A 23605-nucleotide genomic window follows, 5' to 3' on the forward strand; every position below is an offset into this window, starting at 1 on the left:
GTTCACTTAAAAATTATGATAAACGCTTTAACAAAAAAGCCTCTCCATTTAGGAGAAGCTTCTTATTAATGCATAAGCAAATCTTTTTGTTTGTCTAATGAGTGTTTTGTATATAAATCTCTTTCAATCGCATATTTAGGACGCTGTTTCACTTCGTTAAAAATCTTGCCAATATATTCTCCGACAAGACCCATTCCCATTAGCTGCAGGCCGCCTACAAGCCAAATCGATAAAATAAGAGACGTCCAGCCAATTTGCGTATGATCTAAATATTTTTGAATCAGCGCATAAATACCAAACGCAATACTAAAGAGAAAAGAAGCTCCTCCAAGCAGCGTCAATAAGCGTATCGGCGCTACGCTAAAAGATGTAATCCCGTCGAATGCAAAAGCAAGCATTTTCTTTAACGGATATTTTGATTCGCCCGCTGTCCGTTCTTTGCGGTCATATGTGACTTCCGTGGAGCGAAATCCTACTAATGGTACAAGGCCTCGCAAAAAGACGTTTCCTTCTTTATATTTCATAAGTTCACCAAGAGCGCGTTTGCTCATAAGACGAAAATCAGCGTGATTTTGAACGAGCTGAATTCCTAGCTTATTCATAAAACGGTAAAACCCTACTGCCGTGGTTCGTTTAAAAAATGTATCGGTTTCTCTGCTGTCTCGAACACCATATACGACTTCATACCCGAGCCAATATTTCTCTACAAAAGTACGAATAACGCTGATATCATCTTGCAAATCTGCGTCAATGGAAATGACGCAGTCAGATTGCTTATGGGCTGCTTCTAGTCCTGCGAGCAAAGCATTTTGATGTCCTACATTCCGCGCTAACTTTAACCCTTTTACAAACAAATTGCTGCAGCTTTCTTTTTCAATAAGCGACCACGTGCTGTCTTTGCTTCCATCGTCTACAAATAAAATGGTACTTTCACTTGATACAAGACGTTCATTTATCAGTTCTTTTATTACAGTAGTTAATTGAAAAGATGTTTCTGTGAATACTTCTTCTTCGTTGTAACATGGAACAACAATCGTTAAAATAGGCCTGTTCATGTTATTGCCCCCTTACTTTGCTTCATATACATACACTTTCCAAGCGGACTGTTTATCGTTAAATGCTTTTAAAAAGTGCAAACCGTCACTTTCAGCATTTTCGATTGGCACAGCTGAAAAGATATAGCGACCGCCCATTTTTTTAAATTGGCTGATATTAAGCTGCAAATGACGGATTTTTTTCGTTGAGTCTTTTCGGTAATCATATTTTTTCCCTAGCTCGCTAACAAACACATAGCAGCGGTTCCCCCAGTGATCATAGTAGCTTTCTAACTTTTTATTTTTATCAAGCTCTTTGGCAATGATTTTGCGAAACTCATGTTTATACGTTAACGGATAGAAGTTGTTATACGTATCTAGCGTATAAAAGCCGTTATACTGAGCAATTGATGGATGAAGCCCGATGCTTGCTACCCGATAAGATGATTTAGGTTTCCCTATATATCTGCTGATTTCATCGAATTGATGGACAGCATAAAATTCTTTGACTGACGGCTCGTGATTGTAGCGATAATAAAGTTCAGGATTCGCTATAAACAACACAAGCAGCTGTAAAACCAAACACACCCACACAAACTTTTTCCACGCCTTGCCCCTTTTCCATAAAACATAGCCGCCAATGGCAAACATCAAATAAATAATGAGCGGGCGTAAAAAATGAAATCTAGCAAAGTTAAATGTATTAAAAAGCTGATATTTTTCTTTTAGCGGCTCCCATCCTTTATAAAACCAAAATGCATACCAAATCGACAGTAGTAGATTAAGAATAAATAACTGCAAAAACGTTTTTTCAAGCTTTTCCTTCTGATTCCGAGCAACGATCCAAAGTACGATAAAAGAAAGCGGTAAAATCACAAAGGTATGAAGCGTCATTACATGCGTATGCCCAAGCGTATAGTTCTTAAAAGCAAGGCGAACGGAATGTCCAAAGCTTAGAGTAGAGCTTAAAAATTCATTTCGACTCGTCGGGGCCTCTGGAAATAAAAGAGAATCAACAAGCCGGTATTCAATGAGCAGAAAGACAGCGGTCATCGCTGCAATACTGCTTAAAAAAGGAATGTTCCACGCTCGCTTTTTAACTGCATCTCTTAGCCATAGCAGCCCCATTGCCGTTAAAAAGAAGAAAAAGCCTAGCACAAAGCTCGCGTAAAACGGAAGCAGTAAAAGAGTAAGCCATTCCTTCCACGTTCCTTCGCGGTTTCGAATGGTTAAGAATGCCCACAGCGCCATCGGCTGTCCTAATGTACTCAGCATGCCCGAAGGCCAAAAAGGAGTAAGTGCAAAAGCAAGTGATACAAGCACTCGAATCGCATAAGCATCCTCGCTTTTAATAAAATGCTTTTTTAGTAATAAATACATTCCAATTAAAGCAAATACACGCGTAATCGTTTGGCTGAGGCTGTACGCAAGCATGGTAGGAAACAAACCATACAGCCACTGAATACCGCTGAATTCTGTTCCAAACGTATTCCTCGGCAATCCGTTAATGATTTGAGGCAATACGGCATGACTGGAGCCAAACAGCTCTCCGCTTCGATGCAGAACTTTATACCACGTAATATTTGAGTCTAAATTATCATGCACGCGTATATGCGAGTTTTCCCCGAGCAAAAACATAGGGGATACATACGCAAGCAGTAAAAGGACAGCGATAATAAGCAATGTTTTTTCTTTATTCATAGCTGTTTCTTTCTTCATCTGTTAACACCTATTTCCATTTCATAATTACTAAAAGCTAATCGTGTACAACGACTGCTTCTTTTTTTGCATTAAATACAAAGTATTTTTGACCCGTATAATTTAAAAGCGTATACAGACCTGTTCCGATTAATATACCGACATCTTTTTTGAACGGATGCACAGCAGCAGGAAGTTGATGCAATAACCAGCTGGAAAACTGCAGTCCAATATAGTAAGACAAGCCGTAGCAAACGCCAATAACCAAAATAAAACGCAGTATGCTTTTGGATAAATGAACTCCGCTTTTAAACGTAAATATTCGATTTAACACGTAGCTGACGACTGCTCCTGCTGCGTTTCCGATAAACGTTGCTGCCCAGTAGTGATGAAAAATATGAAGCAGCACATACATAATGGAAAGACCTACTGCTGTATTGACCAGCCCTACTACTAAAAAACGTACAAAAGATCCTTTCATACAAACTCCTTTTGATTTTAATACTTTCATAAAAATTACATGTTATGACTTTAAATACAGTTTCAGTGTAGCAACTCCACTTAAAAATCTAATGAAAATAACATTAAAAACAGATGAAAAAAAGCTAAAAGAATTAATAAAAATCAGGATTCTTTTAGCTATTTAGTAGAGCCTTCAATGATTAATTTTTGGTCGCTTTGATTGTCAAACGCATCCACTGCCGCTACTTCTATTTGATACGCAGTATGAGGCTGCAAACCCGATAATGGAAGACTTAGAACATCCGGAACAGGATCGCTGTAATATTGAGAAAATGCATTATATGTTTTGACCACTTCTCCAGTTTCTTTATTTTTGACGGTAATGCGATAAGAGTGAACCATCAGATTATCCACAGCTTGCGTAAACTGGATATAAAGCTGATTCGATGAAGCTTTTTCTTGTATAACAGAAATAGTAGAGCTTGGAAGAAAAATCGGTTTTACTAAATCTCGTTCATTCGTGTAGTGAAATTTTTTTGTATCTGCAGGTATGTCAATTTCCCACGCTTCTCCCGTCCACTTATTTGCATGAAAATCCCGCCTTTTAACGACTACTTTTCGATTATAAACCTCTACAAGAAGACCTTGACTCACATCTCGGTAGCCAGGAGGAAGTTCACCTTGTAAATATCCGGCACCAGGCCATATATACCGAACAGAAGACGTTGCAAGAGACGTAAAATCTCTTTGAAAAATAGTACGAGGGTCGTCCAACGGATGGTGGGTATGACCAGAAAACGTAATGACTTGCGGATAAGATTTTAACGCATTGTAAAGAAGCTGTTCATTCACTTCTATTCCCCATCTGTTTTTCCCGTACAGTGTATTGTTAATAGGCTGATGAATAAAGACAAAAATCGGTTTTTTAGGATCATCTCGCTTTGCTATTTTCAGCTGTTCAGCAAGCCAGTTAATTTGTTTGATTGAATAATCACCGGCGGTCAGACGGCTTTCTGTCCCAAGCATGATAAAATGATATCCTTTTATCACTTGGTGAAAATAAAGAGCTTTCATTTTAGTTTTAGATAAAAAACGCTGCTGCGCTTGCTGATTAGTTACGCTGTCCCGGTATTCATGATTACCAATCGTAAAAAGAGATACGGCCTGCGGCTGTTTATTTTGATTATAAATAGAAAAAAAGCGGTCGTATTCTTTTAACGCGCCGGTATCAGCCAAATCTCCTACTACTACAAATGCATCTTGTTTCGGTGCCTGTTCATTTAACTGCGTTAACGCATGTTGAAAAGTACGCAAATCAAGCGTTCCTGTTTCTTTAATATGAACATCACTGATCACAGGAAAAACTAGCTTTGGTTCGATGTATCCGCTTCGTCCGCTCTTCTCTTCAGCTCGTACGTTTAAGGTAATACCGCATATAAGAACACTTATTAATACTAAAGCGAGCCAGTCTTTTTTCAGCGTTTCCATAAAACCGCCGAGCATGATGCTTCCTCCTTTCTTCACTGCTGCGTCTCAGTCATTTTCTCTACGTGTATGAGCTTTTATTTTATGTAATTTCAAAATATCTAATCGTATAGTTTCAATATTTCTTTTCGCGTTTGCACACACTATGTTCACAATCAATTCATTACACTTTTCCTAGTCATAGTGGTATGATTTTCGTATATTACAGACTAATTGTTGAACATGTAGGAGTGAATATTTTGAAAACGGTCGCTGTTATTGGAGGAGGAATTACGGGCTTAACCACTCTGTACTATTTGCAGAAACTAAAACGAGAACGTAATCTCCCGCTTAAATTATTATTACTAGAGAAACATGCCCATCTAGGAGGGAAAATCAATACGCGTGAAGCTGGAGAATTTATTATGGAAACAGGGGCGGACTCTATTGTAGCTCGAAAAGAAAACGTTATGCCCCTGCTAGAAGAGCTGTACTTAACAAACGATTTAGTCTATAACGAAACGGGCAAATCGTTTATTTACTCTGCTAATGAGCTGCTTCCAATTCCTGAAGATACCATGTTCGGTATTCCAACAAGCGTGGAATCTCTTTTTAAGAGCGAGCTGATTTCTTCAAAAGCTAAAATTACAGCTTTAAAAGACTTAATTACTAAAAATACAACGTTTACGAAAGACAGCTCAATTGGACTCTTTTTAAAACATTTTTTAGGAGAAGAGCTAGTAGAAAAGCAAATTGCACCTATTTTATCGGGCGTCTACTCTGGCGATTTAGACAAACTCACGATTTCTTCGACTCTCCCGTATCTGCTCGACTATAAAAACACGTACGGCAGCATCATCAAAGGAATGGGAGCTAATGAAAAAAAATTTAAAACGGCAGGAAATAAAAAATTCATTTCGTTTAAACAAGGTTTATCAACGATTATTCACCGCTTAGAAGAAGAGCTTTCTGATGTAACGATTTTAAAAGATACGCCGACTACCAGCATAAAACGGAACGGTGAACGCTACCAAATCAGTACGCCGGGGCAAGCCCATTCAGCGGATTACGTGGTGTTAGCTACACCGCACACAGCTGCTCAGCACCTGTTGAACGATCCCGCATTAAACGAAGACTTTGAGCAGTTAAAAGATTCTTCTCTGATTAGCGTGTACATCGGCTATGACGTTCCAGACGAATACCTTCCCGCTGAAGGCACCGGGTTTATTGCCTCTCAATCAAGCAACTTAATCGCCAATGCCTGCACGTGGACGAGCAAAAAATGGGCTCACACCTCTAAGCGAGGGAATTTGTTAGTTCGCTTATTTTATAAAAGCACGAGTCACCACTTTGACAGCCTGCGGACGATGTCAAAAGCAGAGCTGCTAGCAGTGGCACAAAAGGACATTGAAAACAGCTTAGGAATCAAAGAGCAGCCCATTGAAAGCGACGTAACCAATTGGGATAAATTGATGCCTACCTATCACCTTAAACACGGTGAACTTGTACGCAGCTTGACTCAAAAATTGCATGACAAGCACCCCGCTATTACATTAGCCGGCTGTTCTTACTATGGAGTAGGCATTGCAGCGTGTATAACAAACGGCAAACAAACGGCTGAAGCTATCTCTCAACAGTTAACTTAAAAAAGTTTGAAAACAATAAAAGGCCTGAAAATAAATATATTATTTTCAGGCCTTTTATTACCTTTTCGTTAGCATATAAAGCTACTTTCCTTACTATTAACAACTCTTTTATCGCTTTTCTTTTTGCAAAGCAGCAGTAGCAAACAATACAAGATAGCGCTCGTCTGAAGTTAATCTAAGCCAATGTTTCACTTTATATCTCACAGGTTTCCGCTCCCTTCCTTCAAGGTTTTATATGAAAAGACTTTATATAAAGATTCAATAGCGATAAAAAATGATGCTAGGTATGTATTTTATTCCCACGCCCGCTTGTTTACAAACTTTTTTAAGCATAAGACTCTTCGTTTATTTCCCTGAAAATAACACTATTTTCGCCATTATCATCTTGCTATTTGAGAAAAAAGTGTACATTTCTTTCCTATTTTGACGAACATTGCGATAAATAAAAGCTGCCAACTGCGGCAGCTTTTATGTTAAAGGACTAATCTAATTATATTGCCTGATGGATCTTTTGTGATGAAATCTTGGTTTTCTTTAGACACAGCTGCTCCAATTTCACGAAGCTGACTTATTGCATGCTCCCTTGCTTCTTCAGCTGGAAAAACAAGTGTAAATGACTCCAAACCAACGCTGCTTTCAAGAGGACTAGGCGCTCCAATTCCATTCCAAACGTTTAGTCCGATGTGATGATGATAGCGCCCAGTTGAAATAAACAGTGCTTGATTATGGTAATTGCTAACAACCTCAAAACCTAATCCATTTCGATAAAAGTTTTCCGTTTGCTCTAATTCAGAAACGTGAAGGTGAATATGTCCCATTAAGGTAGCTGAAGGTAATCCTGTCCATGGTTTACCGTTTCCTTCAGATAATATCGCTTCTGCATCTAAAGGCTTTGTAGCCATTACTACTTCACTGTCATTCCATTCCCATGTACTTGACGGACGATCTCGATAAATCTCTATGCCGTTTCCATCTGGATCTGCCAAGTACAGCGCTTCGCTCACTAGATGATCAGACGCCCCTTGAAGCGGATAACCGCTATTTAACAAATGCTGAAGAACATTTCCTAAATCAGAACGAGTCGGCAACAATAGAGCAAAATGATATAAGCCTGTTGTACGAGGCTGTTTTGCTGTAACATTTTCCGGCTGTTCAATCGATAAAAGCGCCGTGCGTCCATCAGCTGTTAGCAAGGCTTTGTTCTCTTTTCTCCCTAAAAGTTTAAACCCGATTATTTGCTGATAAAAAGCAAGTGAACGCTCTACATTTTCTACTTTTAAATTTACTTTCCCAACAAATACATGGGGTGCACGGTGAAAGTTCATGATTATTTCTCCTTTTGAATATATCATTTTTTAATTAACTTACTTTATGTAACTTATTATATTTTTATAACTTAGTTTCGTAAAGTTATTTATTTTACTATCATAACTTAAAGCTTATATCACAGCACAACCAATTGAATAAGCCCGCCTGCTCATAATATAGTATGAACAGGCGGGCTTATTTACCATTATGCATAAACTATCAAAACAGTTCTCTGCTTTTGCGTTTGACATTTCCATTAACAAAATACTGTATTCTCTCTTTTTGCTCATTTGTTGGCTTCTTATACGTTTCACATTCAAACTGAAAACATGCTTTTTCTAAATCGACTTCATTTCCTACAATTTCTCCAATCGCACTCAATTGGTTTAAATCTCGCCAAAGTTCCTCAGAAGTTTCAGGGTCAAAATGAGATGAGAGATAATACTGCGTATCATATTTTTTAAGTTCTCTTTGAATCCGCTCAAAGTCTTCTTTATCATAGCTCCAGTCACCGCTATAAAGATCTGGGCATAGACAATCACCTAAAAACAGGACTTTTTCTTGGGGTATGTAGACAATGGACGAGTCCTGCGCGTGTACTCCTCCAATATGCTGAATGCAACAAGTTATTCCACCTAGGTCAACTTCCATATGATGATGAAACGTTACGTCCGGCTCCTGTAAAATTAACGTCTCTCGACTCGGCATTTCTTTCTTTATCATGTCCCGGCAAAATTCGATTTCTTCACCTTCCCGAACACGTTTATCCAAGGCATCATCGTCCCAGCGCAGTGTCTTTAAATAAGCCAGCTTTTTCTTTGTTAGATGATGGCTGATTGTATACTTGTTCATGGCATGAATGCCAAATGTATGATCCCAGTGCCAATGCGTAATCGCTACTCCTTTGATTGGAGGGACGCCCATTTTTCCAACTTCTTCTAAAAATAATGATGCATGCGCAGGAGAATTCCCGGCATCTACGATGAAACTATACTTCTCCCCGCATATAAGCCCGAGCACCGGCCGATCCGTTTCTTCAGAATGAGGAAAGTAATAAACATGGTCCGTTAGTTTTTTCAGCATATTTACACCCGCTTTATGTAGTTTAATAAAAGCCTCTTTATCAAATGGTAAATAATGATAAATAAACTGTATCATACTCGGTGCTGCTTGCCTATCCAATTAGCTGATATTGGACTTTTCTTGAAGAGCCATGACTTTTTCTGGCTCTTCTGCTTTGTACTTTAAGAAGATCATCACACTAATCATCACAATCATCCCTCCCACTAGCTGAGAAACAGTTGTCATTTCTCCAAGCAAGAAATAAGCTAGAATGATGGCACCAATTGGCTCTCCTAAAATAGCCATTGAGATCGTTGTAGCACCTACGTAATTTAAAAGCCAGTTGAATAAGGCATGACCAAAAATATTAGGAATAAGCGCTAAAAGTAAAAAGATCCACCAATCTTTTGGGTCATACTGAGTCAACGATACGTTTGTACAAATATTGTAGACAAATAGAACCAGGCCACCGATTAAAAAAACGGCGAAGCTATAGATGATTGAAGGCATTTTTCTGCATAATTCTTGCCCTGCCAGCATATGAACAGAAACAGCTACTGTACCTAAAATAGAAAGTAAGTCTCCGTAAAGAGCCGTTTTAGATACTCCGATATCTCCCGATGCAATAATTACCGAGCCGCTAACAGCAATTAAAATGCTGATGATTCCTACTTTGCTTGTTTTTTCTTTAAATAAAAAATAAGCTCCTATCACTACGAAGACCGGCTCAAGCGCAGTCAAAATCATAGCACTAGCAACTGTTGTATGTGAAAAAGACTCCATCCAAAACAGAAAGTGAAGCCCTAAAAACACGCCTGATACAGCTAGCATTAGCCATTCTTTTACCGTGCTGTTTTTAAAAAGAATTTTCATTTGCCTCCATGGTAAAAACGGTAAAAATAAAAGGACCGTAAACAGCAGTCTATACATTCCTAAAATAGAAGCAGGCGCGTCCGACCATTTAATTAAAACAGAAGAAAAAGAAACGGCTAATACACCGATTAAAAGAAAGACAGAAGGCGGTAAAGGAAGAGTTGATTTATTCATGCCATTACTCCTTTTAGAATCTCTTTTTTCATATTTACTACGGGAATATTCACTCCGTCTCTATGTACGATTTCTTTTTCCTCTATGTAAAAGCCGATTGATTCATACAAAGCTATATTACGAGAAACGCTCATTCTCACCTTGCATGATAAACTTTCCTTACCACACTCTTTGGCGTACGCTTCTAACCATTGAATAAGCTGCTTAGCCATTCCTTTTCCTTGAAAGGAGGGAATAACAGATAGACGGTAAAAATATAAACTCGCTTCTTCTAGCATAAAACGCGCCATCGCTACCGGCTTATTTTCGACGGATAAAATGACAGCTTCTTTTCCATGCTTTAACGATTGCATAATAGATTCTGTTGTTTCATCAAGAGCACTGGACGGTGGGACAGAATCACGATAGACGGAGAAGGCTTGTTGCATAAGATCGTGAACTGTAGCAGCGTCCTCCGGCTGTGCTAAACAGTACTTCATAAATTTTTACCCTCTTTCTATAAAAATTAAGTATATCGAATTATTATACAATACCACCTATTTTTTTCCTACACCTTTTATTGATTTTTTTTAAGGAGAATAACCTCTTTTTACGCTTTTACACCTCCTTAACTTTACTCCATTAATCTATTAATTCATTAGCACACACTCTTGAGAACTTTTTGTCGAAATGGTTAAAATTCTGTTGGGAGGGAATCATCATGACATTTTCTTGGCTTATACCTTACATAGCTGTGTCACTTATCATTGTCTTAATACCAGGACAAGACATGATTTTCGTAATGACACAAAGTATTGCTTCAGGCGTCAAAGCAGGCATCAAAACCGTATTGGGATCTATCACGGGAACATTTGTACATACTCTTTTAGCCGCAGTGGGGCTATCAATTATCTTTCAAAAATCAATTATTGCCTTTACGATTCTAAAGGTTGTAGGTGTTCTGTACCTGCTGTTTTTAGCCTACCAATCGTTTCGCGAGAAAAGCGGTCCGTTGGAATTAACAGAAAACGTTCAGCAGCACCATCACTTTAGAAAAGGATTTGTTAGCAACTTAACCAATCCAAAAGTAGCTATTTTCTTCATTACGTTCTTACCGCAGTTTGTTAATTCGTCTCTTGGACATGTAAGTTTGCAGATGATTTTATTTGGTATCATCTTTATCGCCGAAACGCTCATCATCTTTTCACTTATTGCGCTATTTGCTTCTGGCCTTGGGAAAAAAGTCAAAAAAAGCCGTATCTTTCAGCACACATTAAAATATGTAAAAGGAACGGTTTTTGGGGTACTCGGCCTAAAACTTTTATTTTCTAGCAACAATTAAGTAAAACAAAATGAAATTTCTTTCATCCCTGCTGTTATCGCCTTTTCATACCCGCTTCATTTGTCATATCACCCTATTTTTCCATGTGAGGTTAGTTGACAAAAGACCAAAATTATTATTTTATATATATATAAGGTTCAGATTTAGCAACAAGATTCGACAAGGATAATGAAGAAAAACAGCGGGGAAATAGGGAGATCTATCTAAATAGAGGGAAAATTCTATAAATTCACGTTTTTTATTATTATTCTACTATAATTCATGAAGAGGTGAAACTATGCAAGAAGTAGTTCAAGGTTTTGTTAGTTCAATCAACGAATTTCTTTGGTCCTACTTACTGATTGCGATGCTGATTGCATTTGGTTTGTTTTTTACATTCAGGTCAAAGTTTTTACAAATTCGGCTGTTAAAAGAAATGATTCGTGTATTAAAAGAAGGTGCAGATAGCTCTTCTAAAGACGGAATTTCGCCATTCCAAGCGTTTTGTATCAGTATGGCAGCCCGCGTTGGTACGGGGAACATTACAGGTATTGCGATTGCGATCGCTTTAGGGGGACCTGGTGCTGTATTTTGGATGTGGGTGCTTGCCGTTATTGGTTCAGCTTCAGCATTTATCGAGAGTACGTTAGCACAAATATACAAAGTAAAAGACAAAGACGGCGGCTTCCGAGGCGGACCGGCTTACTATATGGAAAAAGGGTTAAAAAAGCGCTGGATGGGCGGACTTTTTGCCATCTTAATCACTTTATCATTCGGCTTAATTTTTAATGCTGTACAATCAAACACGATTACCCTTGCGTTTGAAAATGCGTTCGGAACGAATCGTCTAGTGTTAGGAATTATTATGACAGTGGCTTTCGCTGCGATTATTTTTGGCGGAGTTAAGCGTATTGCAAAAATGTCAGAATACATTGTTGTGGTACTCGCTGTTGCTTATATTGGTGTAGCATTCTTCATTATTATCATGAACATTCAAGAAATGCCTTCTCTTATCGCTCAAATCGTTAAGAATGCATTTGGTTTTGAGCAAGTTGCCGGAGGTTCTCTTGGAGCAGCTCTTATGCAAGGAATTAAACGCGGATTATTCTCAAATGAAGCGGGTATGGGTAGCGCGCCAAACGCCGCAGCCGCTGCAACAACAAGCCACCCGGTAAAACAAGGGTTGATTCAAGCCTTTGGTGTATTAACGGATACGCTTATTATTTGTAGTAGTACTGCCTTTATCATTTTACTTTCAGGTGCTTACACAAATAAAAACTTAAGCGGTATTGAGTTAACACAGGCTGCTTTAAGCACTCATATTGGTTCTTGGGCAGCAGGCGCTCTTGCGATTATGATTTTCCTATTTGCTTTTAGTACGTTAATTGGTAACTACTACTACGGAGAAACAAATATTGAGTTCTTGAACACAAATAAAGCTTGGCTGATGACTTATCGTGTTGCTGTACTTGCAATGATTGTGTTCGGTTCTATTTCTCAAATTCAGCTTGTATGGGACTTAGCAGACCTGTTTATGGGCTTTATGGTAGTAGTCAACTTAATTGCCATTCTCTTGCTTTCGAAAGTGGCCTTTTCTGCACTTAAAGATTATCTTTCCCAAAAGAAAGCTGGAAAAGACCCTGTCTTCTATCAAGACAGTATTTCTGGACTTGATAATATTGATGCATGGGATCATTCAGAAGATAAATCTAGCTCAAAAAAAGCAATTTAACAAAAAAGCCGTGAATATTCACGGCTTTTTTTAATGCGCATATTTACTTCTTTTTCTTCCTTCTAATGAAGCAGTCTAAGATTCACCAAATACCTATAGTACAAATAAATCACGCTGTACGGAATCCAGTAGGAAAAAAATGTCCAGCCGAGATTCCATCCGTTTCCATATATCACTCTGTCCGTATACATATACGTTCCTTCTAAAAATGTTGTAAGCAGCGCAATAAGAAAAATAAAAAAATGAGGCTTTCCGATTCGCTGGATTAAAAAAATCATATAGCTGGCCAATACAGGATAGACACCTAAATTAAAAGGCAGCGCTTCTAATGCTTCATTTTCTAAAGAAGTCCGGAGTTTCCAAAAGCCATAATAGCTCCCTAATTCATTGATAACGATTGCTAAAATGCAAAAAGCAGTTCCTACTAAAGGCAGTAAACGACGATTTTTAGGATGTAAATAGAGGGTGCCGAAAACCCAAGGTAAAACAAACGCCAGCGCTATATTAATAAGCAAGAATATCCGACCTTTTTCTTTCTAGTATGTCACACCGTACCTTTTTCTAATCATCTCATTATATTGAACTGAGCAAGTGTAAAAGTACCTTATCTCTGATCGTTAAAGCAGAGTGCTTAATTTATGATTACTGTAGTTCGTCCCTTGCTTTTTCCATTTATTTTAACGAAACAAATTCAGCGTCTTTTTTCTCGTAATAGTTTTGAACTAAACGCCCTGATAAAGCAGCTAATACCTGCTGAAATAACATCCCTAGCACAACCGGTACAGCAACGGGAGCTGGAAAATAAGATACGGCTAACACGGCTCCGGCGCTAATATTTCTCATGCCTCCGCAAAACGTAAGCGTCACAACTTTTGCTCGGTCCCATCTTAGCCATTTGCCAATCATCCAGCTGAAGAAATAACCAGCTGAACTCATTAAAAAGACAATCACGATAATAAACAGCAGTTTTTTATCAATATGTTTTAAATAAGGTGCAATCACTCCCCCATTTATCATAACCATCACACTTAGCCCTATTTTCGAAACAGGTGCCAGCTTTGGTCCTAATGTCTGCTTAATTGTTCCTTTTGTATATTGATTTAAGCACATGCCTAACAAAGATGGAAGGACAATCATAAAACATAAATCTTTGACTAACTTCAGCGCTTCCAAATGCACGGTGTCTCCAACCACCAATAAAAGCGTATAAGGAACGATAAGCGGCGCCAAAAGAGTATCAATTAAAATAATGGATAGCGCAAGAGGAATGCTTCCTTTGTAAATCGAGACCCATATAAAACTAGTCACTCCTGTTGGAATAATCGCTGCTAGCAAAAGACCCGTGCTTGTAAATACATCATGTGGAAAAATCACTTGGCCAACGCTCCAAGCCCACGCTGGCATAAAAATATGTAAAACAAACAGGGCCATAATGATTGGAAATGGGCGGTGTATCGTGGCATTTAACTGGTGAAAGTTTGAATTCAAACTTCCGGCAAACGTCATTAATGCAAAAAGCCAGGGAATTAAGAAGGTATACTGACTTAAGGACGAACCGATAAGAACTCCTATGAGCAAGCTGACAGGCGTAATAAACGGCATCAATTTTTCTAGCATTCTATTTAATTGACTTAACAAAGCTTCTCCCTCCAACGCATGTTTTAAATAAATAATAAGATAAATTAACGTTTATAATATCACCTATTTATTATACAACTTATTTTCAGACTATTGCCTGTCTCTTTTGCTAAAAAGAGATATATTCATAATTATCACTTAAATAGATTTACAGGTATTTTTGTGCTATTTTAATAGGGAAGAAGCTTTTAAAAAGCATGAATTTAGGGTAAAGAACACTCTACATAGGAATGCTTTCAATCGACGGATATAAATGGACTGTAGCACAGTTTTGGTAACTAGGAGGATTGTATGGATTTTTTGAAGTCTCTGTCATCGTTAGATGATTGGAAAAAAATCGTGATTGCGATTGGGATCTTTTTGATCTTTTTAATTCTTCGCAAGCTTTTCACGACTTATTTGTTTAAGTTTATTATTGGTTTTGTCAAAAATAAAAAAATCAATTTAATTACGAGCGTTTTAGAAGCTTTTGAAAAGCCGCTGCGCTGGATCTTTGTGATTATGGGTTTTAAGCTTGCTCTTCCCTATCTTCCCTTTGATGTTTTAACAGCTGACACGGAAAGGCATTTAGTTCGTTCAGCTTCTGTTGGCCTTGCAGGATGGGGCTTGTATAATTTAGCTGCTTCTACCAATTTATTTTTTGCAACGTTTGCCAAAAATTTTGATATCCAAGTGGATCGAATCATTATTCCTTTTATTGAAAAGTTCATCCGCATCGTTGTTGTTATGCTTTCTATCTCCATCATCGCAGAAGAATGGGGTTTTAACGTAAACGGCTTTGTAGCTGGTCTTGGCTTAGGTGGTCTTGCTTTTGCCCTAGCCGCAAAAGACACCGTTAGTAATTTATTCGGCGGAATTGTAATTATTACCGAAAAGCCTTTTACCATTGGAGATTGGATTAAAACACCTAGTGTTGAAGGCGTTGTAGAAGATATTACGTTTCGAAGCACCAAAGTCCGAACGTTCGCTCAAGCAGTCGTAACGGTTCCAAATGCTACTCTTTCTAATGAACCTATTATTAACTGGGCTAAAATGGGGAAACGCCAAATTGCCTTTCATTTAAACTTGAATTATAATACACCAAAAGAAAAGTTAGAAACCGTGGTGGCAAGAATTAAAAAAATGCTGACTGAGCACGAAGAAATTCACAATGAAACGATTCTTGTAAATTTTGACGGCTTCTATGAATCTAGTCTAAATATCTATCTGTATTTCTTTACAAATACAACCGTTTTTGCTGATTATCTAGATGTAAAAGAAAATATAAACTTCGAAATTATGGACATTCTTGAAGAAGAAGGCGTAGAATTTGCCTTCCCGACGCGCACACTCATCGTTGAGCAGGACGGAAAGCTTTCTGGCAATCCAAAAGAATTTCTAGAAAGTGCTCGAAGCTAAAAAAAAGCTGACTTAGTAGTCAGCTTTTTTTCCTTTCTTTTTTAGTTTGAAATGAACATTTGAGTCCAGTAATGGCCGTAGCTTCCGCCTTTAGCGTAACCTACTCCGATTTCGGTAAATTGACTCGATAGTATGTTTTTACGGTGACCTTCGCTATTCATCCATGCGTTAACCACTTCTTTTGGAGTTGCTTGTCCAGCAGCAATATTTTCACCTGCTGTACTGTATGTAATGCCAAAGTTTTTCATCATGTCGAACGGACTTCCATATGTAGGTGATGTATGACTGAAATAATTTTTATCAATCATATCCTGCGATTTATAGCGAGCAACGCGAGCTACTTCCCAATTAGACTTTAAAGGCTTAAGTCCTGCTTTAGCACGTTCTTGATTCACTAGCTGAACCACTTGCTCTTCGTATGAACTTCCTGCTTTATCGGTTGGAATAGTAATTTTCTGTCCCGGATAGATCGAATTAGGATTTTTAATAGCAGAATTCGCTTCAATCAGCTCGGAAACGCCAACCTGATATTTTACTGCTATTTTCCACATCGTATCTCCCGATTGAACGGTATGTACGGTTGCTGCTTGCGCAGTGTTATTAAGACCAAAAGCTAGAGTGACAGACAACAATGTTACTAATAAAAGTTTTGATAGAGTTTTCATACTTTTATTAAAGCAAATTGATTTTAAGATTCATAGCGGTAATATTATCCCTTAGTTCCATCATATGACTTTGTCTCACTTTGTCATCTTCCCCGCACACTTTTCTATAACAAAAAGACGCACTGCTCTTTCGCAATGCGCCTTCTTATTATGAAGATAAAGCTTGTGACTGGTTCATGTCCGACACATTAACCGCTTCATCTGTGATTTGATGCACCTGACGTTTTTTGATCACATCAATATATTGAATGTGATGGCCTTCCATTTTCGTAACGGTAAAGTCATACTGTTCAAAGCTAAGGCTTTCTCCTTGCTTGACGTCATATTTCTCCGTCAAGACCCAGCCTCCAATTGTATCAACATCCGTATCATCAATTGTTGTGCCAAGCAGCTCATTAAGCTCACTTACCAATAATTTTCCATCTACAATATAATGATCAGGTTTGACTTTCTGAATTAATGGAAGTTCATCTGCATCAAATTCATCACGAATTTCACCGACAATTTCCTCTAAAATATCCTCTACTGTTACAATCCCTGCTGTTCCACCGTATTCATCAATTAAAATAGCCATATGGATGCGTTCACGCTGCATCTTAAGCAATAAATCATGAATAGGAATCGATTCAATTACTTCAATAACAGGACGGATATACTGTTTTAAATCTATTTTTTCCTTGCTGTTATTCATGACAATCTCGGTTAAAATCTCTTTCATATTGACCATTCCAATAATATGGTCTTTATCTCCATCAATGACCGGATAGCGGGTAAACCGCTCTTCTTGGACCATCTCAAGGATGTATTCGACCGTATCTTCTTGGTCAATCGAAACGACTTCCGTACGCGGCACCATAATCTCCTTGGCAACGCGATCATCAAAGTCAAAAATTTTACTTACATATTTAAACTCCGATTGATTGATTTCACCGCTTTTATAGCTTTCTGATAACAAGATGCGAAGCTCTTCTTCACTGTGTGCAAGCTCATTTTCTGAAGCAGGCTTTAGACCAAATAACCCTGTTATTAAACGAGAAGAACTGTTTAATAGCCAAATGAAAGGATAGGTTACTTTATAAAAGAGTATAAGCGGACGAACAAATAATAAAGTGACTTTCTCTGCTTTTTGAATTGCAAATGTTTTCGGAGCAAGCTCTCCGACCACAACATTTATAAATGTAACAATCGCAAAAGAAATCGCAACAGATAGTACTTTTGTTAAAGCTCCGCTTATCCCTAGTTGATCAAGTAATGGGGAGAGGAGATGCGAAAGTGTAGGCTCTCCTAACCAACCAATTCCCAGCGCAGTAATCGTAATACCAAGCTGACACGCAGATAAGTATTCATCTAAATTTGAAATAACTTGCTTCGCAGCTTTTGCATTGCTGCTCCCTTCTGCTATAAGCTGATCCACTTTGGAACTCCTCACGCGAATAATCGCAAACTCGGTAGCAACGAAAAAAGCAGTTAATGCAATCAGTACCGCTAGTAAAATCAAGTTAAATATGTCCAATCAAGTTCCTTAGCTCGTTTAAAAACGAGTAAGGACTCACCTCCTAAAAAATAAAAAATTTGGATAAAGAACTCTATCCCTGTACTGATCACTTGGAAAAGTGCCTATAAGGAGGAATCACATGATAAATGTATAAACATTTTTATATGGAGCAAAACTGCCAGTCTTTCTTCCTTATCTCACGTTTCACTCGTTAATGTAGCAGGTCATTCTTTATTCAGCTGTTCTAGATGTGAAGCAATGGCTCACATCGCTTCATTTCATGATGTTGCTTCAGCGCTGGTTCTCTCTTTCATTCATTTATAAAAAATTTAGTAGTTTCCAATCTTTATAAAGTTAAAGTCTGTTAACGTCTTAAAAGAGCGATTATGTGATAAAGAGCGATATGCGTGAAGCAAATGTTGGTTTGTATAATACTGTATTGTACGCTTTGACACTGGTGCATATAATGCTACTTCGCCAACGTGGTACACTGCCCCATCCAATCACCTCTATTTCCGTATATCTAAAAAGATTAAGGAATAATTATCCTATTTCTTTTTAAACTTATTGACTTTATTTTAAATGTTAAAAACTTTGCAGTCAAACGTTTTAGTTAGTCTCCTGCCCTTGCTATTTACTAGTGCGGCGATTTTTAGCAGGTAAATAAAAGCTTGCTGCTACACAAAAAAAACCAAAGACAAAACAGATAAGGGGGAGTTTCATACCTATTGCTTCAGCATAATATGCGAGACTCCTTCCGTGAATAGGGACGAGATTCATTTCAAAAATCAAAGTCAAAACAGATGTCACTTTGAGTGCAATACCAACAATGAAGAGACAAACTCTCAAGCCTCCACTCATATACGCAAACATCCCTTCTATCCATTAGCGAATGGATGATGTACTACACCATATGATACATCCCTACACTTTATCACTAAATGCTAAAAAAGCGCTATGTCCATGCATAGACGCTTATAAATTTGCGACCACTTGTCCAATGGAATCATAGATAACCAAATCAAACAAATAATCGTAATGCGTAGGTTCTTTATTAATCATCACCATGTTTGTACGATTGTACCGGCTCACAAGCAGCGGAATCTGATTAATCGGTGCTACTTCAAGTGATGAACCAAGCACGATGAATAAATCAGATGACAGCGCTGCTGTAACTGCTTCATCGAACTGATGAATGGCATCTCCAAAAAGAACAACATTTGGCTTTAAAAGGCGCTCACACGCTGTACATTGTGGGAGCGCTGACTGATTTAAATACGCTAAGTCATACTCTTGTTTACAGCTCGGACAATGAGCTCTCTTAATGGACCCATGAATTTCAAAAACGTTCGTGCTTCCTGCATCTTGATGCAAGCCATCAATATTTTGCGTAATTACATGCACGGTTTTGGCTTCTTCTAATTCAGCAATAAAGCGATGGCCCGTATTTGCTTTATACTGATGCAGCATTTTAATATGAAAAATTTCTTTAAACAGCGGCCAAAATTCATGAGGATACTGTTCATAGAAGTCAGCAGCTACTACGTCCACAAAGCTTTTGTTTTGGCGATATAAGCCATTTTGGGAGCGAAAGTCAGGTATACCCGACTCTGTGCTCATTCCTGCTCCCGTAAAAAAACAAATGTGTTTAGCATCATCAATAAGCTGTTTTAATTCTTTGTACTGTTTTACCATTGCATTTCTCTCCTATTTAACAATTAGCACAGGAATCGTTACTTGCTGTGCAATCTTAGAACTAACGCTTCCAAGCAGCATGCCTTTTACAGGGTTTAACCCTCTGCTTCCTATTACTACAAGGTCAAATGAATTTTGATTAGCAAATTGAATTACTGTTTTAGCCGCGTCTCCGTGCATAAACGTAATCTCATACTCCACGTTTCCTTGCTTTAAAATTTCATCTGTTGTATGTATCCGACTTTCCCGTTCCTCATCGCGGCTAAGTGATTTTAATCTTGAATCACCCTCTACTGCATAAATAACTTGAATAAAACTGTTTTCCGTCAGCTGAGCCAGCTGAACGGCTTTTTCTGTTGCTTTAGCTGCATGCTCTGAGCCATCTGAGGCAAGTAAAATTCGTTTAAACATCACGCTTCCTCTCCTCTTTTGTAAAATGGTCTTCTCTCTTTACTATATCACTCGCTGTTCAAATGTAATCATTTTTTTGATTATTTCTATAATTTTTAAAATTATTTGTCTACTTTTATGATAAACTGAAAGAAAACTTGTACAGAGGGGATGGAACGATGTTTGGTTTTGAATTAATTTGCACTTTTTGCAAAGGACTCGGAAAGCTAGCCGTTATTCCTGGTATCGGTTACATGAAAACATGCAAACACTGCGAAGGGACAGGGATGCAATCAAAAAAAGACGAAACTCCTTCCATATAAGAAGTTTCGCCTCAGCAACACTGTGATTAGATTGAAAGTTCTTTAGATAAACGGTACATATCAGCATTGATATGGTGAGGTTCACCTAAAATTTCCATAATATCATAATCTACAATTTCATTTTTACGGATACCGATTGCACGGCCGCCTTTACCTTCTAGCAAAAGCTCCACTGCACGACCGCCGAAACGGCTTCCTAGCACGCGATCTTGAGCAGTTGGGGAACCACCGCGCTGAATGTGTCCTAATACTGTTACACGCGTTTCAATACCTGCAGCTTCATGAAGCTGCTTCGCTACTTCATTACCATTGGCTACACCTTCAGCTACTACGATAATGCTGTGCTTTTTACCGCGCTCTTGTCCTTTTCTCAAACGATCAACCATTTCTTGGAACTCATCTTTTGCTTCTGGGATAAGGATTGTTTCCGCACCTCCAGCAAGACCTGACCAAAGAGCAATGTCTCCTGCATTACGACCCATAACTTCAATAATAAACGTACGTTCATGAGAAGTCGCCGTGTCACGGATTTTATCAATGGCATCGATAACCGTATGAAGAGCCGTATCAAATCCTAATGTAAAATCTGTTCCTGGAATGTCGTTATCAATTGTTCCTGGGATACCAATACAAGGGAAACCAAGCTCTGTTAGTTTTACAGCTCCCATGTATGATCCGTCTCCACCAATAACTACTAAGCCTTCAATACCATGCTTCTTAAGGTTTTCAATACCTTTTAAACGCCCTTCTTCTGTTTTGAATTCTGGACATCTTGCAGAATAAAGCATAGTTCCACCGCGTTGAATGATGTCACCAACATCTCCAACTTCTAGCTTTTTAATATTTCCTTCTATTAACCCTTGATATCCTTGGTAGATACCGTAAACTTCCATACCTTCATGAATTGCTTTACGCACAACAGCACGAACCGCAGGATTCATACCTGGAGAATCTCCGCCGCTTGTTAATACACCTATTCTTTTCATTACTTTCACCTCATCAAAGTCACATACATGACTACTATATTATAGTTCTACATTTTACCCGAGTTCGAACTTTTTGTGTAGTAATTCACAACATATTTCTTTGTTAAATTTTAAATGTACATACTTTTTCATATCTTTTAGTTATTTACCGTCAAATATTCAAAGTTTTTCTAGCGATATTGCACATCTAAAGAACCCTTTTAGTTACAGCTTTTATAAGACTATATTCACCTTTATATTTCATTTTTTTCATATATGTAATGAAATTGTAACATAGAACACTGTCGAAAGATGATATGATGAATTTACTCAAATCAGGAAAAATTTTCAGGGGGTACTAGTTTTATGAAAAAAGTAATAGCAGCTCTTACGCTTGCTGGCGTTATTGTTTCTACTAGCCCGATTGTCAGCCAAGCGGCTCTAGGCGACCAAACGCTTCGCAAAGGCATGAATCACCAAGATGTTAAACAACTACAACAAACGTTGAAAAATAAAGGTTATTTTAAAGGGAATACGACTACATACTTTGGGACTGTTACAACTTCTGCTGTAAAATCATTTCAGCGCAAAAATGGACTAGCAGCAGATGGTATTGTCGGAAAAGGAACGTATGCTAAACTAGGCGTTTCAGCAAAGGGCAAATCGCCTTCTAGCTCAGCGCGCTATAACCCTAACGCAGTGATTAACAAAGGAAAACAGTATATGGGCGTTCGATATCGCTGGGGCGGAACCACGCCAAGCGGCTTTGACTGCAGCGGTTTTATTGGCTATGCGTTCAAACATGGCGGCGGGGTTCAGCTTCCTCGAACAGTAGCTCAAATTTATCAAAAAGGAACGCGCGTCTCAAGTCCAAAAGCTGGAGATATTGTGTTCTTCCAAACTTATACAAAAGGGCCTTCTCATGCAGGAATTTATTTAGGAAATAACCAATTCCTTCACTGCTCTTCATCTAAAGGTGTGAGCATCTCTTCTCTAAAAGAGAGCTATTGGAGCAAACGCTATTTAGGTGCTAAAAGAATGTAGTTTCTATAAAAAGGGCAAGCTGTGCGATTTTGATGCGGCTTGCCCTTTTTCTGCATGTAAAAGATTTGGTATAGTAGAAGCAGCACATTACATTGCAAAACCAAGCGTGTAGATGAATACTGTAAAGGAAGTTGAATAAATGCACACCCTTTTAATTGACATGGATTCTGTCATTTGTGATCTTATGACGGATTGGCATAACCAATATAACAAAGATTATTGCGACAGCTTATCGGTTGAAAAGTTAAAATGCTGGGAATCAGAAAAGTATGTAAAGCCGGAATGTGGCACGAAAATTTATGACTACCTTGATCAGCCGGGGCTTTTTTTACATTTACAACCTCTCCCTCATGCTGTTGAGGTTCTTAAACGACTTTATGAAAGGTTTTCTATTTTAATTGTCACAAGCAGCCGTACCTATGCTTATACAGAAAAAGAGCAGTGGGTTGAGAAACACCTTCCGTTTATCGGAAAATACAATATCGTGTTTACACACCAAAAAGATAAAATATATGGAGACTTGCTATTTGATGATGCACCACATAATTTGAAGGCTTTTCAAGCTACAGGTCGCCATGCTGTTGCCATGAGCTACCCGTATAACGAAGAAGTAAATGTCCCTCGCGTGGACGATTGGCTTCAGTTTGAACAGTACGTAAATACTTATTTTAACGAATGTTGAGCTAAAAAACACGTGGACTTTGTCACCAGAGAATGAATGCAGTGCGTTTGTTAGCACAGCTACAAGCATAAAAAAACCGCCTTTTGGGCGGTTTTTGACGGATAGCCCCTAAGGGTTATCCGCTTTTTATTTAAAAAAGATATCGTTTTTCAGTACTTATCAGCTGATGAGAAAAAGTCCATAATGGCATGGATAATTTCAACAGACTGAAAAGAAAACAATGATATGGCTGTTAATGAAAAGAAACCAATCATGGCCATACGTACAAGTAACATAGACTAATCGCCTCCCTGTTTTGAACTAAATGAACGCACCCAAAACAATTCGCTATCTGTCTTTGTTTGTACGACGTTTTCGCCAAGCAAAGGCAGCTCATTCACTGCGTGTAATAATGACAATGAATCTTCATCTTTCTCTTAAAGACTAAGCGTATAGTTAGTATATCAAATGAAACTTTTTCTTCAAGGCTATACTAGCGGTAAAAAAGGAAATAGTATGAAACGATGCGTTTTATCTTTATTTCATACTATTTAGTACCCTAATATTTATTATATTAA

The 23605-nt window shown here is 38.2% G+C and carries 24 protein-coding genes; 7 read left to right on the top strand and 17 right to left on the bottom strand.

Annotated elements, in window-relative coordinates; genetic code table 11:
• Window positions 1–65 precede the first annotated feature (65 nt).
• The 4 genes from LJC66_RS20175 to LJC66_RS20190 all read right to left on the bottom strand — a co-directional run bounded on the left by LJC66_RS20175 (window position 66) and on the right by LJC66_RS20190 (window position 4697).
• Complete coding sequence (locus LJC66_RS20175) at window positions 66–1055, bottom strand: glycosyltransferase family 2 protein (protein WP_057273881.1); 990 nt, start codon at window positions 1053–1055, stop codon at window positions 66–68.
• A gap of 12 nt (window positions 1056–1067) precedes the next feature.
• Window positions 1068–2753 carry a DUF6044 family protein gene (locus LJC66_RS20180; protein WP_230933438.1) on the bottom strand — a complete coding sequence of 562 codons (1686 nt, stop codon included), beginning with the start codon at window positions 2751–2753 and terminating at the stop codon, window positions 1068–1070.
• A 37-nt stretch (window positions 2754–2790) separates the two neighbouring features.
• On the bottom strand, window positions 2791–3213 hold the full coding sequence (locus LJC66_RS20185; protein WP_230933439.1) for a GtrA family protein: 423 nt from the start codon (window positions 3211–3213) through the stop codon (window positions 2791–2793).
• A gap of 158 nt (window positions 3214–3371) precedes the next feature.
• On the bottom strand, window positions 3372–4697 hold the full coding sequence (locus LJC66_RS20190; RefSeq protein WP_195696082.1) for a metallophosphoesterase: 1326 nt from the start codon (window positions 4695–4697) through the stop codon (window positions 3372–3374).
• Window positions 4698–4918: 221 nt separating this feature from the next.
• Here LJC66_RS20190 and LJC66_RS20195 point away from each other — a divergent pair, with 221 nt between their 5' ends.
• Complete coding sequence (locus tag LJC66_RS20195) at window positions 4919–6304, top strand: protoporphyrinogen oxidase (protein WP_050688323.1); 1386 nt, start codon at window positions 4919–4921, stop codon at window positions 6302–6304.
• A gap of 473 nt (window positions 6305–6777) precedes the next feature.
• On the opposite strand, the gene LJC66_RS20200 is transcribed toward LJC66_RS20195, so the two are convergent.
• From LJC66_RS20200 to LJC66_RS20215, 4 genes are all read right to left on the bottom strand, one after another.
• Window positions 6778–7629: a VOC family protein gene (locus LJC66_RS20200; RefSeq protein WP_195696080.1), complete on the bottom strand. Its 852-nt coding sequence runs from the start codon at window positions 7627–7629 to the stop codon at window positions 6778–6780.
• A 202-nt stretch (window positions 7630–7831) separates the two neighbouring features.
• Window positions 7832–8770 carry an MBL fold metallo-hydrolase gene (locus LJC66_RS20205; protein WP_230933440.1) on the bottom strand — a complete coding sequence of 313 codons (939 nt, stop codon included), beginning with the start codon at window positions 8768–8770 and terminating at the stop codon, window positions 7832–7834.
• Window positions 8771–8794: 24 nt separating this feature from the next.
• A complete protein-coding gene (locus LJC66_RS20210; protein ID WP_195696078.1) occupies window positions 8795–9721 on the bottom strand; it encodes a DMT family transporter in 927 nt (308 codons plus the stop codon).
• A complete protein-coding gene (locus tag LJC66_RS20215; protein WP_195696077.1) occupies window positions 9718–10200 on the bottom strand; it encodes a GNAT family N-acetyltransferase in 483 nt (160 codons plus the stop codon). Before LJC66_RS20215 ends, LJC66_RS20210 begins: the two co-directional genes overlap by 4 nt.
• A 221-nt stretch (window positions 10201–10421) precedes the next feature.
• Between LJC66_RS20215 and LJC66_RS20220 the strand changes: the two genes are divergently transcribed.
• Together LJC66_RS20220 and LJC66_RS20225 are read left to right on the top strand one after the other, a co-directional pair.
• Window positions 10422–11042 carry a LysE family translocator gene (locus tag LJC66_RS20220; RefSeq protein WP_013058667.1) on the top strand — a complete coding sequence of 207 codons (621 nt, stop codon included), beginning with the start codon at window positions 10422–10424 and terminating at the stop codon, window positions 11040–11042.
• A gap of 277 nt (window positions 11043–11319) precedes the next feature.
• Window positions 11320–12753, top strand: coding sequence for an alanine/glycine:cation symporter family protein (locus LJC66_RS20225; RefSeq protein WP_230933441.1), 1434 nt, complete (start codon window positions 11320–11322; stop codon window positions 12751–12753).
• A 62-nt stretch (window positions 12754–12815) separates the two neighbouring features.
• Here the strand turns inward: LJC66_RS20225 and LJC66_RS20230 are convergent, their stop codons facing one another.
• Entirely contained in the window at window positions 12816–13268 is a 453-nt protein-coding gene (locus LJC66_RS20230) for a CBO0543 family protein (protein ID WP_014458594.1), read from the bottom strand.
• A gap of 157 nt (window positions 13269–13425) precedes the next feature.
• On the bottom strand, window positions 13426–14391 hold the full coding sequence (locus LJC66_RS20235) for a bile acid:sodium symporter family protein (RefSeq protein WP_028410933.1): 966 nt from the start codon (window positions 14389–14391) through the stop codon (window positions 13426–13428).
• 291 nt (window positions 14392–14682) lie between these two features.
• Between LJC66_RS20235 and LJC66_RS20240 the strand changes: the two genes are divergently transcribed.
• Window positions 14683–15789, top strand: a complete 1107-nt coding sequence (locus LJC66_RS20240; protein ID WP_230933442.1) for a mechanosensitive ion channel family protein — start codon at window positions 14683–14685, stop codon at window positions 15787–15789.
• A gap of 41 nt (window positions 15790–15830) precedes the next feature.
• Here the strand turns inward: LJC66_RS20240 and safA are convergent, their stop codons facing one another.
• The 5 genes from safA to LJC66_RS20265 form a co-directional block, all read right to left on the bottom strand.
• Window positions 15831–16454 carry a SafA/ExsA family spore coat assembly protein gene (gene safA, locus LJC66_RS20245; RefSeq protein ID WP_082178423.1) on the bottom strand — a complete coding sequence of 208 codons (624 nt, stop codon included), beginning with the start codon at window positions 16452–16454 and terminating at the stop codon, window positions 15831–15833.
• A gap of 148 nt (window positions 16455–16602) precedes the next feature.
• A complete protein-coding gene (locus LJC66_RS20250) occupies window positions 16603–17967 on the bottom strand; it encodes a hemolysin family protein (protein WP_195696075.1) in 1365 nt (454 codons plus the stop codon).
• Window positions 17968–18579: 612 nt separating this feature from the next.
• A complete protein-coding gene (locus LJC66_RS20255; protein WP_195697142.1) occupies window positions 18580–18810 on the bottom strand; it encodes a YuzI family membrane protein in 231 nt (76 codons plus the stop codon).
• 114 nt (window positions 18811–18924) lie between these two features.
• Window positions 18925–19644, bottom strand: coding sequence for an NAD-dependent protein deacylase (locus LJC66_RS20260; protein ID WP_195696074.1), 720 nt, complete (start codon window positions 19642–19644; stop codon window positions 18925–18927).
• A 12-nt stretch (window positions 19645–19656) separates the two neighbouring features.
• Window positions 19657–20055, bottom strand: coding sequence for a universal stress protein (locus tag LJC66_RS20265; RefSeq protein WP_013058676.1), 399 nt, complete (start codon window positions 20053–20055; stop codon window positions 19657–19659).
• A 158-nt stretch (window positions 20056–20213) separates the two neighbouring features.
• Here LJC66_RS20265 and LJC66_RS20270 point away from each other — a divergent pair, with 158 nt between their 5' ends.
• On the top strand, window positions 20214–20357 hold the full coding sequence (locus LJC66_RS20270; RefSeq protein ID WP_013058677.1) for a hypothetical protein: 144 nt from the start codon (window positions 20214–20216) through the stop codon (window positions 20355–20357).
• A 26-nt stretch (window positions 20358–20383) separates the two neighbouring features.
• Here the strand turns inward: LJC66_RS20270 and pfkA are convergent, their stop codons facing one another.
• Window positions 20384–21343 carry a 6-phosphofructokinase gene (gene pfkA / locus LJC66_RS20275; RefSeq protein WP_013058678.1) on the bottom strand — a complete coding sequence of 320 codons (960 nt, stop codon included), beginning with the start codon at window positions 21341–21343 and terminating at the stop codon, window positions 20384–20386.
• A 345-nt stretch (window positions 21344–21688) separates the two neighbouring features.
• Here pfkA and LJC66_RS20280 point away from each other — a divergent pair, with 345 nt between their 5' ends.
• Both LJC66_RS20280 and LJC66_RS20285 read left to right on the top strand, forming a co-directional pair.
• On the top strand, window positions 21689–22366 hold the full coding sequence (locus LJC66_RS20280) for a C40 family peptidase (RefSeq protein ID WP_057242964.1): 678 nt from the start codon (window positions 21689–21691) through the stop codon (window positions 22364–22366).
• A gap of 139 nt (window positions 22367–22505) precedes the next feature.
• A complete protein-coding gene (locus LJC66_RS20285) occupies window positions 22506–23048 on the top strand; it encodes a 5' nucleotidase, NT5C type (RefSeq protein ID WP_028415087.1) in 543 nt (180 codons plus the stop codon).
• Between the two features lie 149 nt (window positions 23049–23197).
• Here LJC66_RS20285 and LJC66_RS27860 read toward each other — a convergent pair whose 3' ends face one another.
• Window positions 23198–23323, bottom strand: coding sequence for a hypothetical protein (locus LJC66_RS27860; RefSeq protein ID WP_013058681.1), 126 nt, complete (start codon window positions 23321–23323; stop codon window positions 23198–23200).
• Window positions 23324–23605 lie beyond the last annotated feature (282 nt).

Source organism: Priestia sp. TSO9, assembly GCF_021029645.1.
GTDB classification, from domain to species: Bacteria; Bacillota; Bacilli; order Bacillales; family Bacillaceae_H; genus Priestia; species Priestia megaterium_E.